Genomic DNA, 13557 nt, shown 5'->3' on the forward strand with positions numbered 1-13557 from the left:
CCGGTAACCGGTAACCGCCCGCAACCACGCAGAGTCACAGAAGGGAGGGTCGTGGAACTCCTCTTACTCCTCGCCATCAGCTACCTGGTCGGCGTGGACAACACGCACGGGAAATATGAGCAGGTGGGAATCAAGAAACCCCCGGCCAAAACGAAAGAGAAATGGGAGCCGTCCCGGGCTCCGGAAACGTTCAGAAACGGCGCGTACAACGCGGCTGCGAAAATGCATTACGGGCTGCTGGCGGGTGCGAACTGGGCCGGTGGTCTGCGGGACGGCTGGCGCTCGGCCTATCTCAAGAAGCCGGGTGTAAAGCCTTCCGGTTCCCCTTCCTCAGGGCCTTCCGGGACCACCAAGCCGCCCAAGACCAGCACGCCTCCGACGGCCCCGCCGACGGCGTCGACGGCCCCGCCGACGACTCCCCCGCCGCCATCGGCTCCGCCTCCGACGACGGCGTCGACGGCGCCTCCGCCGCCGACTTCCCCGCCCCCGCCGACGACCCCGCCGACGGCGTCTTCGACGACCCCGCCTTCGGCGTCGACAACCCCGCCTTCGGCGCCGCCGACGGTGCCTCCGCCCCCGACGACTCCCCCGACGGTGCCTCCGCCGCCGGCGAGTCCGCCGACGGTGCCTCCGCCGCCGGCGAGTCCGCCGACGGTGCCTTCGCCGCCGGCGAGTCCGCCGACGGTGCCTTCGCCGCCGGCGAGTCCGCCGACGGTGCCTTCGCCGCCGGCGAGTCCGCCGACGGTGGGAGTGCCGGGGTCGGCGGTTCCCCCGGCGGGCACGGTCCCGCCGCCCCGCACTGTCCCGCTCCCCGAGCACATCAGGAAGGACCCTTCTATGCAGCCCAACCCGCCCACCCCGCACTCCGCGACCGTCGACGACAAGGGCGTCCACGTCACCACCGCCGCGGGCAAGGCCCGCACCTACAGCGGCGGCGAGGTCATCAACCTCACCCAGGTCATCGACCTCGCCGAGGGCTCGGCCACCCTGTGCCAGGCCAGTACCGAGACCTGCCTGGACCTGGCGGACGAGGCCGCGCAGCTGGCCGCGGACTGTGACGAGCTCATCGCCGACATCACCGCGAAGGGCGTCGGCGCGAACCTGATCGGCAAGTGCGAGTTCCTCAAGGAGCAGCTCGACCTCCAGGCCGCCGCCGCCAAGAAGGTCCACGAGCAGATCCAGGGCGGCGAGGAGGCCTGCCGCACCGCGTCGGCGAACGCCGAGCTCCGCCACGGGCCCATCTTCCGGGCCGTGGCCGACTCCCCCCTGACCAAGCCCGCCGAGCGCGACTTCTACAACGCCCGGTCCTGACCGCCTCCGCCGACCACGAGTCCCGCAACACCCGACAAGGAAGGCCCCACATGAGCGTCACCGAGACCCTGAAGGACGCCGCGAACTACGCCGTCCTGCGCACCAAATTGGCCTGGCTCACCCACAAGGTCCACGCGCACAGCCAGACCGTCACCCAGCTCGCCTCCGACATCGACGACGCCGCCGAGCAGATGCTCGACGCCGCCGAGACGATGAAGGCGCTGTCCGTCGACGACGCGACCACGGCCGAGTTCGCCGACGCCGCGCTGACCATGACCGGCGTCAAGGACGCGGCCGGCGCCTACACCTCCGCCGCCGACAGCGCCTCCGCGGCCGCCGACGACGCGAAGACGACCACCGAGAACGACCACGGCGGGATCGCCGAGGCCGTGGCCACCTCCCCCGTCGACATGGCCGAAGCCAGCTTCTACACACAGAGTTAAGGAGATCCAGACCGTGGGGCCGACCCGAGCACAGTTCATCCAGTACGCGCCCGCCGCGCTCGCGGTGGTGCCTCTCGTGGCCGGCCCCTGGTCCGCCCTCGCCGCCGCGGCGGCCGGAGCCGGGGCGTGGGCCGTCAACGCCTCCGCCCCGGTTCTGCGGTCCCTGATCGCGTGCGGGGGCACGGCCACCGGGTGCGGCATCGCCGCGCACGAGGTCCTCGCCAGCGGCATGAACCCGCTGATCGCCCTCGGGCTCGCGGTCCCGGCCGGGGCGGCCGCCCTGGCCCACCGCCGCAACATCGCCGGCCACCTCCCCGCCGCCGCGCTCACGCCCGTGACCACGGGTGCGGGTGCGGAGGCGGGGGCAGGGCAGTCGTCGCAGGCGCAGCTCATCATCGCCTGGTGGAAGGAGTTCATCTCCGGTCCGACCCAGACCGAGGGCCGCGTCCTCATCCAGGCCGGGGCCACCCTGGAGCACCTCGGCATCGACATCGGCGACGACCACCTGGCGTTCACCGGGATCATCACCCTGCCCCAGGGCCAGCAGGTGCGGGTGAAGGCCTCCGACATCGCCTCCGTCTACCAGGTCCCCGTCTCGCAGATCGAGCTGGGCGACCCCAAGCACTACGCGCCCAACGCGCTGCCCGTCACCGTGTACCTGAAGGTCCCGGCCGCGCAGCCGCAGATCGCGGCCGGCGCTCCGACGACGCCCGAGGAGGTGTGGGCGGCGTACGTCGGCGTGCCGGAAGGAGCGATGCCCGGCACCAGCCTGAGCGTCACCCGCTACGACGGGCCGCTGGACTGGGAAGGGATCGCCACCCGCGACCGCCGGGCGATCGGCACCGTCAACCTCCAGGACCTCGCGGGCAACCTCGACCTGGAGACGATCCAGATCGCCCTCTCCCCCGGCGACAAGCCCAGCCAGATGGGGGTGCGGGTGATGCGGGAGCACGCGCTGATGCACGGCACGATGCTCTCCTCGGTCCTGGACGAACTGTCCATGGACTCGCGCGGCTACGTCCGCGCCGGCACCTACGTCGACGGCCGGGCAGCCCTCCTGCCGCTGGCGCAGCCCGGCTCCGGCGCCCGCCACCTCTACCTCGTCGGCGGCTCCCGTTCGGGCAAGTCCGGACTGCTGGAGCAGCTCCTGCTCTCCGCCCACCGCTCCGGGATCGCGGTGATTCTTGCCTCTCCGCAGGCCGGGACCATCGCCGGGGCCCGTCTGGCCGCTTACCTCGGCGACGGCCTGGACGAGGCGATGGGCGCGCTGCGCCTGGCCTACGCGATGATGCTCGACCGCGAGGCCCGCTACCGCAGCCCGGCCTTCCCCTTCACCGACCCCCTCATCCTGTTCGTCGTCGACGAAGCGCACATGCTGCTGTCGGAGTCCTCCCCGTACCACGCGGAGGCCAAGGCGATCGTGGAACAGCTCACCCGCCGGTCCCTCAAGCGGGGCATCGGCGTGGTCCTGGCCACCCAGACCCCGCTGGCCGCGGACGTCGGCAACTCCACGGTCATCCGCTCCCAGCTCCTGATCGGCGGCGGCGCGGTCTTCCTGCGCTGCGCGCGCGGGCAGGGCTCGCTGATCGGGGCGAACGCGGTGGAAGGCGCGGAGGGCATCGACCTGTCGATGATCCCCTCGCAGTGGCCCGGCCAGTACGCCAAGGTCGCCGACCGCGACATGTCCGGCCTGGCCACCGACATCCCCGCCGCCCCCGAGGACGGCACCTTCGGCCTGGGCTACCTCCTGACCCCCGGCTCCCAGGCCGTGCAGTTCCGCTCCCTGCACCTGGACGTCGCCCCCGTCTCTCTGGCCGGGGGCGAGCCGCCGGTCGGGATCGAATACTGCGACGCCTGGCGCGAGCGCGACGCGATCGCCCAGACCCCGATGGTCGACAAGCGCGGCAAGAACCTGATCGGCAGCCTCGCCGACCTCCTCGCCGCCGCCCAGGGCGCCCCCTCCTCGCAGGAGGCGCCCCACCACCCCACTGGCCCCCACGCAACGACCACGCCCTCCGGCCCCGCCGGTCCCTCCGGCCCCGCCGGCCCCGCCGGTCCCTCCGGCCCCGCCGGTCCCTCCGGCCCCGCCGGTCCCGCCGGAGCCGGTGGGCCTGGTGGAGCTTCGGGGGCGCCCGACGGACAGGAGCTGATCAAGCCGCGCATCCTCGAGCTCCTGCGGGAGCAGGGCATCCCGATGACCGCCGAGACCATCGCCCGGAAGCTGAACACATCCGCCAAGAACGTCAAGCCGCGCCTGTCCGAGCTGAAGAAGCGGGACGAGGTCACCAACGAGAACGGCCTGTGGAGGGCAGCATGAACATCCGAGTCCAGAACGGCTTCACCCCCATCGACCCCGACCTGTACGCGAGGGCCTTCCAGCTCCTCGACCCCGACCCGGAACCCGCCGCCCCCGCGCTCCCGGCGGCTCCCGCGAAGGTTCCCCTCACCGCCACTGTGCCGGTGCGCCTGACCGGCCCGGTGGAGAAGACCCTCACCGACGCGCTCGCGTTCCTCGACACCCACGGCTGGGCCCGCGGCACCCTCATCCACCCCGAGGGCGCCCGCTGCTCCATCGGCGCCCTGCGCGCGGCCGCCGGCGCCCGCAACGCCGCCTACTGCGACGCCGGGAACCTCCTGCTCGACGAGGCCCGCCGCCAGCACGGCACGAAGTGGCAGTCGATCCCCTCCTGGAACGACTCCCACAGCGGAGCGCAGGTGCGTAGCGTGTGGGAGGCCGCCATCCGGCGCGCCCACCACATGAACATCTGACGCACGCTAGAGGAGCTGCCGTGTCGTTCTCGTTCACCAACCCCGAACCGGACCGTGACAACCGGTCGTTCTCCTTCACCGGCCCGCAGCCGGGCAGCGACGACAGCCGCTCGTTCTCGTTCACCGGCTCGGACCCGGCCGACATCGACAGGCAGCTCCAGACGATCGCCGACATGGCCACCGAGATCCTCCGCCGCATCGCGGACGTCCGCAGGCAGATCAACACCTGACCGCCTCCTCCGCCCCGACGCGGAGAAGGCCACCAACACCCCGCTCGGCATCGCGCCCCGCCCGGACCTCCGGGCGGGGCGTCGCCTTTCCCTGCCCGAAACACCCTCACCCGCAGGAGACCGACCACCGTGCGCCGCTACCGCTACCGCTGCACCGTCTGCCGCACCACCAGCCCCATCGTGACCGAGATCGCCGCCCTCGCCACCGTCGGCGAGGACCACCGGCAGACCCTCCACGGCGGGCACTTCCCCGACGACGAGATGGCCGGCCAGATAGACCGCCTGGGCCGCTGGTACGCCGCCCTGCCCCCGCTGACCGCGCTCCACGCGCGCATCGCCGACGCCCTCAGCGACCTGCGCGACATCAAGACCCTGGGCCACTACTGGTGGGCCAGCGCCGGCGCCACCCTCCTGATCGGCGGAACGGCCGCCCTCGCCCTCCTCGTCCTGGCCGCCGTCCTCTGACCCCCGGCTCCGGCCACCGTCCCGCCGAGGATTTCGACGGGACGGTGGCGAGCACGGTCTGACGGCTCCCCGTGCCGCCCCCTGGCCCGCGCGCCGCGCGGAGTCCGGGGGCGGTGCGGAGGACCGGACAGCCCGGCCCCGGCCGCACAACGGTCTCGCCCCGCGCAGGAGAACGCCGATGACCGCCACCGAGACCCTCATCCACCGCTACGCCGACGACATCGCCTACGTCGCCGAGCAGCCCCCGGCCACCGACCTCGCCGCCCTCATCGGCCAGCTCGACACCGCCGCCCCGCGCTACCGCATGGCCGGCATCAACGGTCACGAGGACCTTCAGACCGCCTCGATCCACCTCGACGAGGCCCTCAACAGCGCCGACGAGACCTCCCGCGGCGTCTTCCTGCGCCGGGCCCACGAGCTCCTGCGCCCGCTCGTGTGGGACATGACGCAGGAGTACCGCGGCATGGTCGGCGACTGATCCGACCCCCGGCTGTCCAGACCGCTCCCCGTGCGCCCGGCCCCGCGATCGGTGGGGCCGGGCGCACAACGGCGGCCCTCTTCACCGCCGCCCTCTGCCCCTCGGCACTCGCACCGCTCCCCCGACAGGAGAACTCGCGCTCATGGCCCGCACCTTCACCGCCACGCTCCAGCCGCTCGACACGACCATCCCCGACCCGGCACTCATCGTCCTGATCGGGGCGGCCGGCTCCGGCAAGTCGACCTTCGCCTCCACCTGGAACCCCTCCCAGGTGCTGGAGCTCGACGCGTTCCGGGCGATGGTCTCCGAGGCCGGCGACCAGGACGCCACGGCCGACGCGGTCACCGCCCTGCGGACCGTCCTGGAAGCCCGCCTAGCCCGCAAGAAGACGACCATCGTCGACGCCACCAACTGCGAGCGCACGGTCAGGGCGGGGCTGGTGCAGGCCGCCCGCCGCCACGGCGTCCCCGCGGTCGCGGTCCTCATGGGCACCCCGGTCTCCCTCTGCGTCGCCCGGCAGACCGCCCGCACCCCCGACCGCGCCGTACCCGCCGACACCGTCCGCGCCCAGCACACCGCCGCCGTCACCGCCTTCCCCGGCCTGCGCGGCGAGGGATTCACCCACATCGTCTTCGCCGACCAGCTCCACCGCCTGGAGCCGCTGCTGCAACGGGCCAGCGACACCCGCCGCGCCGACCTCGGCTGGGACGGCCACCCCGGCCTCGGCTCCCTCCTCCTGGTCCGCCGCATCTTCGGCGACACGGTCCTGCCGCTGTGGCGGTGGGTTGACGGTTCCACACTCGCTGGCGGCGACCGCGTCGCCGAGATCACCCTCGGCGCCGACCGCCTCATCCTCGCCCTGCGCACGGACATCGACGCCGAGGGCGACTACGGCTTCGACCTGCTGACCGCCTGCCCCGTCGATGACGAGTGCACCGCCCCGGCCTCTGGGCCCCCGCCCACTGCATCACCACGCTCCTCGACGCGGTCACCGGCGTGCTCGCCGGCGCCCCGGACACCGTCTGCACCGTCCACGGTGACGGTGACGTCCTCGACCTCCAGGACGGCGGCGCCAAGGGCGGCTTGCAGACGCCGTACGCGGATGCGGGCGCCGCATGAGCCGCGCCGCTGACGGCCCGCACCCCCACCCGCTCACCCCGGCCGAACTCCCCGAGGGTGACGACTGGCTCCACGGCTGCCCGGACTGCCACCTGCCCATCCAGGGCGGGGGCGCCGGCCTCGCCGCGCACTACCGCACCGTCCACAACCCCCGCCGCGACTACGGCGACCGCCGCATCCCCATCACGGTCCGAGTTCACTTCGACCTCTGATCCGGCCAGCGCACCGCAGGAGACCCCCCTGCCCACGTCTGTGCTGCGGAGGCGTACGACGGATCCCGCTTCCCAGGCCCCGCGTGAGCGGGGCCTGGGGCTCTCAAAGGCTCTTGGGGCCCGGCTTCGCGGGTTCGATGCCGTGCTCGCGAGCGATCCGCCGTACGTACGCCGCCGTGAACGGGGATCGCTCCGTGACATCGGTGGGGCGCATGCCGTCGCGCAGCGCGGTGACAACGGCCGTGATCGCGGCCTGCCGTGCTTCTTCGTGGGCCTCCTCGGTCTTTCTGTACTGCCGCGTGGCGTGATCCAGGGCCTGCTCAGCATCCATGCGCAACAGGGTAGCGCTACACACTTGCGTATCGCTTCTCTGTATCGCTACTTTGTATCGCAATGGTTGATCGGTTCTCCCGGTAAGAGGAGGTACCTGTGCGCGCCCACGACATCGATGAGAAGCCGGTCGACGTCGACCCGTACGACGACGGCTCCTTCCCGGAACACCGCTTCAAGCAGGCACCCAAGGGGCTCGCCACCCGCCGGCAGTTGCGCGCCATGGGCCTGCGGCCCGGAGGGCAGGAGCCCGTCGCCCGGCTGACCTGGCGGCGCGGCACACGCTTCGCCTGGCTGTACCGGATCGACCTGGCGTTGCCGAAGCGCGTCCCGTCCCTGGCCCAGGAGCTCGCGCTGGACCGGGCGATGGCCGCCCGTCAGACCTGTCCCGGCTGCGACCGCCGGTACCACCACTGCCTCCCCTTGCGCACCCTCGGCACGTGCCTGGAGTGCCACGACGGCACCCCCGCCGACCCCTCCACCTACATCACACCCTCCGGCCCGCCCTCCCTGGCCGCCTGACCCGTACGACCCAGAAGGAGCTCCACCACCATGACCACCGGCCTCGCCGCCATCCGCTCCTCGGCCTTCACCGAGCCCGAGCGCCCCAAGGGCCTGCAGATCCGCTACGCCACCATCGGCGGCTCCTACGTGGACGTCGTCAGCACCAACAAGCACCTCAAGAGCAGCTGGTTCTGTCACGGCTGCAAGGACGCCTCGGAGTTCCCGGAGGCCGACTACCTCAGCCAGATCCGCAAGAAGGCCAACGACCACGCGGGGGCCTGCCGCGCCATCCCGCTGACGTGAGCGCCCTCCGTCCGCGCACCGCGCTGCTGCTCGCCGCCGTCCCCACCGTCACGGTGACGGCGACGGTGGCGGCCGCGTTCGCGCTCAAGCACGGCGCCTGAGAACTGGACGTCTCCCGCCACGCGATCCGCCTCTCCCCGCGCCCCCGCCCTAACTGCCCCGACTGCCGGGGCGCGGGCGGCTGGTGGTCCGACGGCATCTACCCCGACGCAGACGCCTGCCGCTGCTGGGACCGTCCCACCCGCACCCTCCACCTCCTGCCCCGCCCGGCCTGGGACGACGAACCCCCGTTCTGACCCGGCCCACCGCTCACCCCGCACCGCCCCCGGGCGCCCCGCACTTCGCGGGCCGCCCGTCCACACCCCGAAGGAGACCTTCGTGAACACGTTCGTCCGCCGCACCGCCGCCGCCCTGACCGAGGCCGCCGACGCGGTGGCCCTGGTGGCCGGAGCGGCCACCGGCGCCTGGGCCGGTTACACCTACGTCCCGGCCGGTCTTGACGCCGCCCTGCACCTGCCCTTCACCGGCGCCGCCGCTCTGGCCGGCGCCTTCGCCGTCAACGCGGCCGCGGACCTGATCCTCGCCCCGGCCCGCCGCTTCGCCCAGGGCTTTCCGGCCTACGCCTACGACCAGGAGCACGGCTCCGTGCCCGGCGACCTGGACGAGGCGCTCGGCCAGGTCGCCGTGGCCACCGAGGACGACGCCGCGCGCCGTGCCGCGCAGGGCGCCTTCCGTATCGACCTCAGCAAGGGCCTGCTCAGCAACGCCGAGCGGTGGCGTGGCTACACCAACGCCGACGCCTCCTTCTACCTCGCCCCCGGCGCGGTCCTGCACCACCACCGGGAGGAGGACCAGTACGGCGTCCTCCAGCACCACTACCTTCTGCTGACCGCCGAGGACCCGACCCCGGTCCCCATCACCAACGTTCAGCAGCTCCACCACGAGCTCGCCCTGCGCGCCCGCGAGACGACCGAAGCCGCCGTCGAGGTGGTGCCGAGCACGGTCTGACGGCTCCCTGTGCCGCCCCGCCTCCCGCGTCTGCCGGGGGCCGGGGCGGTGCGGAGGACCGGACAGTCCGGCCCCGGCATCCCTGGAAGGACCTGCCCCTCATGACCTCTGCACACCGCAACGCCGCCGTCTTCGCCACCCTGCTCGGCCTGACCCGCGCCGCCTCCGCGATCGGCGACTTCTGGGTCCAGTCCGACTACTGCGCCCGGGTCAAGGGCGCCTCGGACAAGGACCGGGTCACCTACGAGGACCCGCGCACGAAGAAGACCACCACCCACGGCACGTCCGACGGCCGCAAGGCGTGCCTGGAGCACTGCCTGACCTACACCGCCACCCAGGCGCTCGTCGCCGGGCTCGGCGCCCGCGCCCTCGGGCTGCGCATCCACCCCGCGGCGGCCGCCGCCGCGCTCGCGGTGTCCTTCACCACCCACTACGCCGCCGACCGCCGGGTGCCGGGCAAGGGCGTCCTGGAGAAGCTCGCCACCAAGACCGGCAAGGGCGGCTTCTACCGCCTGGCCGATCACGGCATCAACGGCGCCTTCCACCTCGACTCCGCCTGGCACTACGGCTGGGAGACCCTCGCCGCGCTCATCGCCACCACGAAGGCCACCAGCCGGTGACCCACCCCACCCTGCTCTTCCCCGTCCCGGCCTTCGCCGCCCTCGCGCTGTAGAACCTCACCCCCCAAGGGGCAGTCCCCATGGACCACCGCCTCACCGTCCCCGCTCCGGCCGGCTCGTCCGTCCGGCCCGATCCGCTGGAGCGGCTCGCGACGGTCCTCCTGGACCGCCTCGGGCCGGCGTGGGTGTCGGACACCCGCCCCGGCGAGAAGGCGGTCGTCCTGCTGCACGTGGGAAGCGGCCGCCGGATCGGCGCCGACCCGCGCGAGAGCCGGATCGTGATGCAGGCGTGGACCAAGGGCAGCGGGCACGTTACCCCCACCGCCCACTACACCCCCGACACCACCGGCCACCCCGGCCTCGACCACTGGCTGTCCACCGGCGACCTCACCGACGCCGGCGCCGTCATGGCCACCGCGCTCAACCAGCTCCTCGCCCAGCTCCCCGGACCGGACACCGAGCCCGCCGAGGAGGTCCTCACCCGGCAGGCGACCCTCCTGGCGCACAAGGCCCGGGAGTTCGCCGCCGGCCTCATCCACCGGCGGCCCGCCGGGCAGGCCGCGCGGGAGATCGCTGCCCTGGCCGCCCAGCTCGTCGAGATGGCCGACGCCACCTACACCCAACGCGGCCACTGACCTTCGTGAAAGCACTCCGCGCCGCCCCGCCTTCAAGCCCGTACGGGGCCTCGAGGACGGGACGGACGCGGTGGCCCCTCACGGCCAGCACAGAACCGCCGGAGCACCGGCACCCAGACATAGAAAACCCCCGAGGCAGACGCCACGGCGTCCAAACCGACGCCTGCCCCGGGGCCGCCCGTCCCGCACGAGACGAGAGGGAGATCCCAGTATGGACTCCGCCCTGCGCACTTGGGGCCGGATCGGCCCGCGCACCCTCCTGATCACCACCGCCGTTGTGCCGCTGACCGGCTGGGCCGTTCACGCCACCGCCCTGCACCGGCGCCTCGCCGCCAGCCGGGTGGACCCGCTGACCGGGCTGCTGCGGCGCGACACCTACACCGCCCGCGCCCGCCGCCTCCTGGCCCGCCACGGCGACGACGCGACCGTGGTCATGGTCGACGCCGACCGGTTCAAGGCCATCAACGACCGGCTCGGGCACGCGGCCGGCGACACCGTCCTCGCGGCGTTCGGCGCCCGGCTCACCGCGTGGGCCGGACCCCGCGCCGCCGTCGGACGTCTCGGCGGCGACGAGTTCGCGCTCGTCCTGAAGCTCTCCGCCGCCCGCCGCGTCCAGCGCCTGGAGCAGCTGATGCGGATGCTGCACACCCCCGTCGTCCTCGACGACGGGCGGACCGTCGACGTCGCCGCCTCCGTCGGCGCCGCCACCCCGGCCGCCGTCGCCTCCCGCGACCTGACCGCGCTTCAGCGGGCCGCCGACGCCGCCCTCTACGACGGCAAGCACACCGGCCGCGCCGTCCTCGCCACGCGCGAGCACGCCTCGGTCCCCTCCTTCAACGGCCGCCGCCTCGGTCGTCCGGGCACGGCCGCGTGGGGACGGGCGGCATGAACGACCTGACCCTTCCCGCCGACCCGGGCACCTGGGTGCGGGGCATCACGATCCGCCAGCCCTGGGCCACCTGCGTCCTCGCGGGCAAGAGCGTGGAGAACCGGCCGGTGCACTGGCCGTGGCGCGGCTGGCTCCTCCTGCACGCCGGACAGAAGACCGAACGCGCCCCGCAGCGCGACCCGCTGGTCGCCACCACGATCCGCGGCCGCACCCTGCACACCGGCGCCGTCCTCGGCATCGCCTGCCTGACCGACTGCCACCAGGACCCGTCCGGTACCCCGCCCTGCTCCCCCTGGGCCCAGGCCGACGCCTGGCACCTGGTCCTGACCGACGTTCACGAACTCCCCCTGCCGGCCCCCTTCACACACGGGCAGCTCGGCGCGTGGAAGCCGACCCGAGCCCTCGTCGACCAGGTCCGCCTCCAGCTCCCCCAGCTCACCCCGGAGTCCACGTCATGACCCACACCGAACCCGACCCTCGCTTCCCCTTCCCGGCCACCACCGCCCGGACCCGCTGTCGCCGGCGCCCGGAGCTGTTCGACCTCTCCTTCGGTGACCTCGGCGGCGACACGAAGAAGACGGTGCAGAAGCGGCTGGAGCAGGCGCGGCAGGCCTGCTCCGCCTGCCTGGTCGTCACCGAGTGCCTGCGCTGGGCGCTGGTCAACAAGCCGCTCACCCGGGAGAACGTCTTCGCGGGCACCACCCCCGGCCAGCGCAACGCCCTGCGCCGACGCCTGACCGACCGGCTCGGACCCCAGTGGATCGACGTCCTGGCCGCCCGGGACCAAGCCCGCCGCGAGCGCGCCGAGACCGCCCGCAATACCCCGCTGAGCGTGCCCCAGGCCCGCGTCGTCCGCCTGGACCGCGAACTCAACGGCCCCCTGAACCTGCCGCCGCCGCTCACCGCCGAGGAACAGCGCCTCAACCGCAACCGGCTCACCGCCAGCCTCAAGGCCGCGTAGGAGGCGACGTGTTCACCGACCTGACCGTCAGCACCCAGGCCGGGACGCTGGCCCTTAACCCCAGCACGGCGCCCCAGCTCTCCGCCGCCGCCCGGACCGTCGCCCGCCACGCCCGCGACGAGAACGACCTCGCGCTCCTCCTGGACGTCCTCGGACTGCCCACCGACGACACCACCGCCACCGACCCGCTCCCGGAAACCGGAGACCCCGCCACCATGACGAACACCACCGCCCTCCCCTCCGCCGCCCCGGTGATCGACGTGCCCGTCGTCCCGCTCCCGGGCTCCGACCCGCTCCAGGGGCTGATCGAGTGGGCGACCGCGCACCCGGCCGCCTCGGTCCGCAAGCGCGCCGCCCGGATCACCGCCGACCTCACCGAGCTGTCCGAGCGCCGCGAGAGCGAGGCCGCCCAGCGCGAGGCGGAGGCCCGCGTCGCCAAGGCGAAGGCCGAACTGGAGAAGGCCGAGCAGGACCTCAAGGCCGTGAAGACCGGCACCCGCACCACGACGACGACGGCGGCCGCCGTGGCGCCCACCCCGATCCGTCCCGGTACCACCTACAGGCGGGACGAGCTCGCCGCGATCCGCACCTGGGCGCGCGCCCACAGCCACCAGGTCGCCGACCGGGGCCTGCCGTCCAAGGCGGTCCTGGACGCGTACGCCGCCGCCCACCCGGCCACCCCGACCCGCAAGGCGGGCTGACCCATGACGGCGATACCCCTGCTCCTCGACGGCTACCTCGACGAGCTCCCCGTCGCCGACGACGACGGCCTCATCGCACGGTTCCGGGTGATCTCCTCGCCCACCGACGACGCCACCGACGAGACCGTCTGGGCCTGCCGCACCGCCGACCCGCACCTCGCCTACGCCCTGCTCACCCTGATGCAGCCCGGCGACCTGCTGCGCGTCGGCGGCCACCTCGCCCTGCCCGGTCCCGGCGACGAAGGCGGCCCGCGCCTCGACGTCGACGCCCTGGAACTCCTGTCCCCCGCGCCCGCCCGGCACCTGACCGAGATGGTCCTCGACCGCTACGGCCCCTACCTCATCGTTCTTGACCCCGAGACCGACAGCGTGCCCGTCTTCACCGAGACCGGCGCCTGGGTCGGTACCGCTGAGCACGCGGACGCCGTCACCGACCTGATCCACGCCCACGAGACCGGCAGTCCGCCCTCCAGCTCCTGAGCCCGACCCGTCCGCTCCTGGCGGAGTCGCCCGGAACCACCGGGCGGCTCCCCGCCCCGGCAGCCGTCCGGCTGCCTCCCGGTCTCGCCGCATCCGAAG

Annotated in this window: 21 protein-coding genes; 19 read left to right on the forward strand and 2 right to left on the reverse strand. The window is 73.5% G+C overall.

What is annotated here, in order from left to right:
- Positions 1-287 precede the first annotated feature (287 nt).
- A complete protein-coding gene (locus tag ACIP5O_RS34150; RefSeq protein WP_401300866.1) occupies positions 288-884 on the reverse strand; it encodes a hypothetical protein in 597 nt (198 codons plus the stop codon).
- Here ACIP5O_RS34150 and ACIP5O_RS34155 point away from each other — a divergent pair.
- The 9 genes from ACIP5O_RS34155 to ACIP5O_RS34195 all read left to right on the forward strand — a co-directional run bounded on the left by ACIP5O_RS34155 (position 838) and on the right by ACIP5O_RS34195 (position 7027).
- Positions 838-1311 (forward strand): hypothetical protein, encoded by a 474-nt coding sequence (locus tag ACIP5O_RS34155; RefSeq protein ID WP_401300869.1) that lies wholly within the window; start codon positions 838-840, stop codon positions 1309-1311. The genes ACIP5O_RS34150 and ACIP5O_RS34155 overlap by 47 nt on opposite strands.
- Positions 1312-1361: 50 nt before the next feature.
- On the forward strand, positions 1362-1754 hold the full coding sequence (locus tag ACIP5O_RS34160) for a hypothetical protein (RefSeq protein ID WP_401300871.1): 393 nt from the start codon (positions 1362-1364) through the stop codon (positions 1752-1754).
- Positions 1755-1767: 13 nt separating this feature from the next.
- A complete protein-coding gene (locus ACIP5O_RS34165) occupies positions 1768-4071 on the forward strand; it encodes a hypothetical protein (protein ID WP_401300874.1) in 2304 nt (767 codons plus the stop codon).
- The gene (locus tag ACIP5O_RS34170) at positions 4068-4523 is read left to right on the forward strand and encodes a hypothetical protein (protein ID WP_401300877.1); all 456 of its coding nucleotides are present in this window, start codon (positions 4068-4070) and stop codon (positions 4521-4523) included. Before ACIP5O_RS34165 ends, ACIP5O_RS34170 begins: the two co-directional genes overlap by 4 nt.
- A 20-nt stretch (positions 4524-4543) precedes the next feature.
- Positions 4544-4753, forward strand: a complete 210-nt coding sequence (locus tag ACIP5O_RS34175) for a hypothetical protein (protein ID WP_401300880.1) — start codon at positions 4544-4546, stop codon at positions 4751-4753.
- Between the two features lie 129 nt (positions 4754-4882).
- Positions 4883-5218 carry a hypothetical protein gene (locus tag ACIP5O_RS34180; RefSeq protein ID WP_401300882.1) on the forward strand — a complete coding sequence of 112 codons (336 nt, stop codon included), beginning with the start codon at positions 4883-4885 and terminating at the stop codon, positions 5216-5218.
- 178 nt (positions 5219-5396) lie between these two features.
- Complete coding sequence (locus ACIP5O_RS34185; protein ID WP_401300884.1) at positions 5397-5696, forward strand: hypothetical protein; 300 nt, start codon at positions 5397-5399, stop codon at positions 5694-5696.
- 142 nt (positions 5697-5838) lie between these two features.
- On the forward strand, positions 5839-6828 hold the full coding sequence (locus ACIP5O_RS34190; protein ID WP_401300887.1) for an AAA family ATPase: 990 nt from the start codon (positions 5839-5841) through the stop codon (positions 6826-6828).
- Entirely contained in the window at positions 6812-7027 is a 216-nt protein-coding gene (locus ACIP5O_RS34195) for a hypothetical protein (protein ID WP_401300890.1), read from the forward strand. Before ACIP5O_RS34190 ends, ACIP5O_RS34195 begins: the two co-directional genes overlap by 17 nt.
- Positions 7028-7130: 103 nt before the next feature.
- On the opposite strand, the gene ACIP5O_RS34200 is transcribed toward ACIP5O_RS34195, so the two are convergent.
- Positions 7131-7358 carry a hypothetical protein gene (locus ACIP5O_RS34200; RefSeq protein WP_401300892.1) on the reverse strand — a complete coding sequence of 76 codons (228 nt, stop codon included), beginning with the start codon at positions 7356-7358 and terminating at the stop codon, positions 7131-7133.
- Positions 7359-7456: 98 nt separating this feature from the next.
- Here ACIP5O_RS34200 and ACIP5O_RS34205 point away from each other — a divergent pair, with 98 nt between their 5' ends.
- From ACIP5O_RS34205 to ACIP5O_RS34250, 10 genes are all read left to right on the forward strand, one after another.
- Positions 7457-7879, forward strand: a complete 423-nt coding sequence (locus tag ACIP5O_RS34205; RefSeq protein ID WP_401300895.1) for an RRQRL motif-containing zinc-binding protein — start codon at positions 7457-7459, stop codon at positions 7877-7879.
- A gap of 30 nt (positions 7880-7909) precedes the next feature.
- The gene (locus tag ACIP5O_RS34210; protein WP_401300898.1) at positions 7910-8164 is read left to right on the forward strand and encodes a hypothetical protein; all 255 of its coding nucleotides are present in this window, start codon (positions 7910-7912) and stop codon (positions 8162-8164) included.
- A gap of 378 nt (positions 8165-8542) precedes the next feature.
- Complete coding sequence (locus ACIP5O_RS34215) at positions 8543-9172, forward strand: hypothetical protein (protein ID WP_401300901.1); 630 nt, start codon at positions 8543-8545, stop codon at positions 9170-9172.
- 101 nt (positions 9173-9273) lie between these two features.
- The gene (locus ACIP5O_RS34220) at positions 9274-9792 is read left to right on the forward strand and encodes a hypothetical protein (protein WP_401300903.1); all 519 of its coding nucleotides are present in this window, start codon (positions 9274-9276) and stop codon (positions 9790-9792) included.
- A gap of 80 nt (positions 9793-9872) precedes the next feature.
- Entirely contained in the window at positions 9873-10427 is a 555-nt protein-coding gene (locus ACIP5O_RS34225) for a hypothetical protein (protein ID WP_401300906.1), read from the forward strand.
- Between the two features lie 211 nt (positions 10428-10638).
- Complete coding sequence (locus ACIP5O_RS34230) at positions 10639-11316, forward strand: GGDEF domain-containing protein (RefSeq protein ID WP_401300909.1); 678 nt, start codon at positions 10639-10641, stop codon at positions 11314-11316.
- Positions 11313-11774: a hypothetical protein gene (locus ACIP5O_RS34235; protein ID WP_401300912.1), complete on the forward strand. Its 462-nt coding sequence runs from the start codon at positions 11313-11315 to the stop codon at positions 11772-11774. Before ACIP5O_RS34230 ends, ACIP5O_RS34235 begins: the two co-directional genes overlap by 4 nt.
- Complete coding sequence (locus ACIP5O_RS34240; protein ID WP_401300915.1) at positions 11771-12277, forward strand: WhiB family transcriptional regulator; 507 nt, start codon at positions 11771-11773, stop codon at positions 12275-12277. Before ACIP5O_RS34235 ends, ACIP5O_RS34240 begins: the two co-directional genes overlap by 4 nt.
- An 8-nt stretch (positions 12278-12285) precedes the next feature.
- Positions 12286-12978, forward strand: coding sequence for a hypothetical protein (locus tag ACIP5O_RS34245; RefSeq protein WP_401300918.1), 693 nt, complete (start codon positions 12286-12288; stop codon positions 12976-12978).
- Positions 12979-12981: 3 nt separating this feature from the next.
- Entirely contained in the window at positions 12982-13458 is a 477-nt protein-coding gene (locus ACIP5O_RS34250; protein ID WP_401300921.1) for a hypothetical protein, read from the forward strand.
- Positions 13459-13557 lie beyond the last annotated feature (99 nt).

Origin of the sequence: Streptomyces sp. NPDC088915, assembly GCF_044749825.1 — a bacterium.
Lineage (GTDB): Bacteria > Actinomycetota > Actinomycetes > Streptomycetales > Streptomycetaceae > Streptomyces.

Coding starts and splice junctions, on each gene's coding strand:
- ACIP5O_RS34190 (WP_401300887.1), top strand. CDS start 5,839: ATGGCCCGCACCTTCACCGCCACGCTCCAGCCGCTCGACACGACCATC.
- ACIP5O_RS34220 (WP_401300903.1), top strand. CDS start 9,274: ATGACCTCTGCACACCGCAACGCCGCCGTCTTCGCCACCCTGCTCGGC.
- ACIP5O_RS34195 (WP_401300890.1), top strand. CDS start 6,812: ATGAGCCGCGCCGCTGACGGCCCGCACCCCCACCCGCTCACCCCGGCC.
- ACIP5O_RS34200 (WP_401300892.1), bottom strand. CDS start 7,358: ATGGATGCTGAGCAGGCCCTGGATCACGCCACGCGGCAGTACAGAAAG.
- ACIP5O_RS34230 (WP_401300909.1), top strand. CDS start 10,639: ATGGACTCCGCCCTGCGCACTTGGGGCCGGATCGGCCCGCGCACCCTC.
- ACIP5O_RS34225 (WP_401300906.1), top strand. CDS start 9,873: ATGGACCACCGCCTCACCGTCCCCGCTCCGGCCGGCTCGTCCGTCCGG.
- ACIP5O_RS34210 (WP_401300898.1), top strand. CDS start 7,910: ATGACCACCGGCCTCGCCGCCATCCGCTCCTCGGCCTTCACCGAGCCC.
- ACIP5O_RS34250 (WP_401300921.1), top strand. CDS start 12,982: ATGACGGCGATACCCCTGCTCCTCGACGGCTACCTCGACGAGCTCCCC.
- ACIP5O_RS34235 (WP_401300912.1), top strand. CDS start 11,313: ATGAACGACCTGACCCTTCCCGCCGACCCGGGCACCTGGGTGCGGGGC.
- ACIP5O_RS34155 (WP_401300869.1), top strand. CDS start 838: ATGCAGCCCAACCCGCCCACCCCGCACTCCGCGACCGTCGACGACAAG.
- ACIP5O_RS34185 (WP_401300884.1), top strand. CDS start 5,397: ATGACCGCCACCGAGACCCTCATCCACCGCTACGCCGACGACATCGCC.
- ACIP5O_RS34240 (WP_401300915.1), top strand. CDS start 11,771: ATGACCCACACCGAACCCGACCCTCGCTTCCCCTTCCCGGCCACCACC.
- ACIP5O_RS34170 (WP_401300877.1), top strand. CDS start 4,068: ATGAACATCCGAGTCCAGAACGGCTTCACCCCCATCGACCCCGACCTG.
- ACIP5O_RS34160 (WP_401300871.1), top strand. CDS start 1,362: ATGAGCGTCACCGAGACCCTGAAGGACGCCGCGAACTACGCCGTCCTG.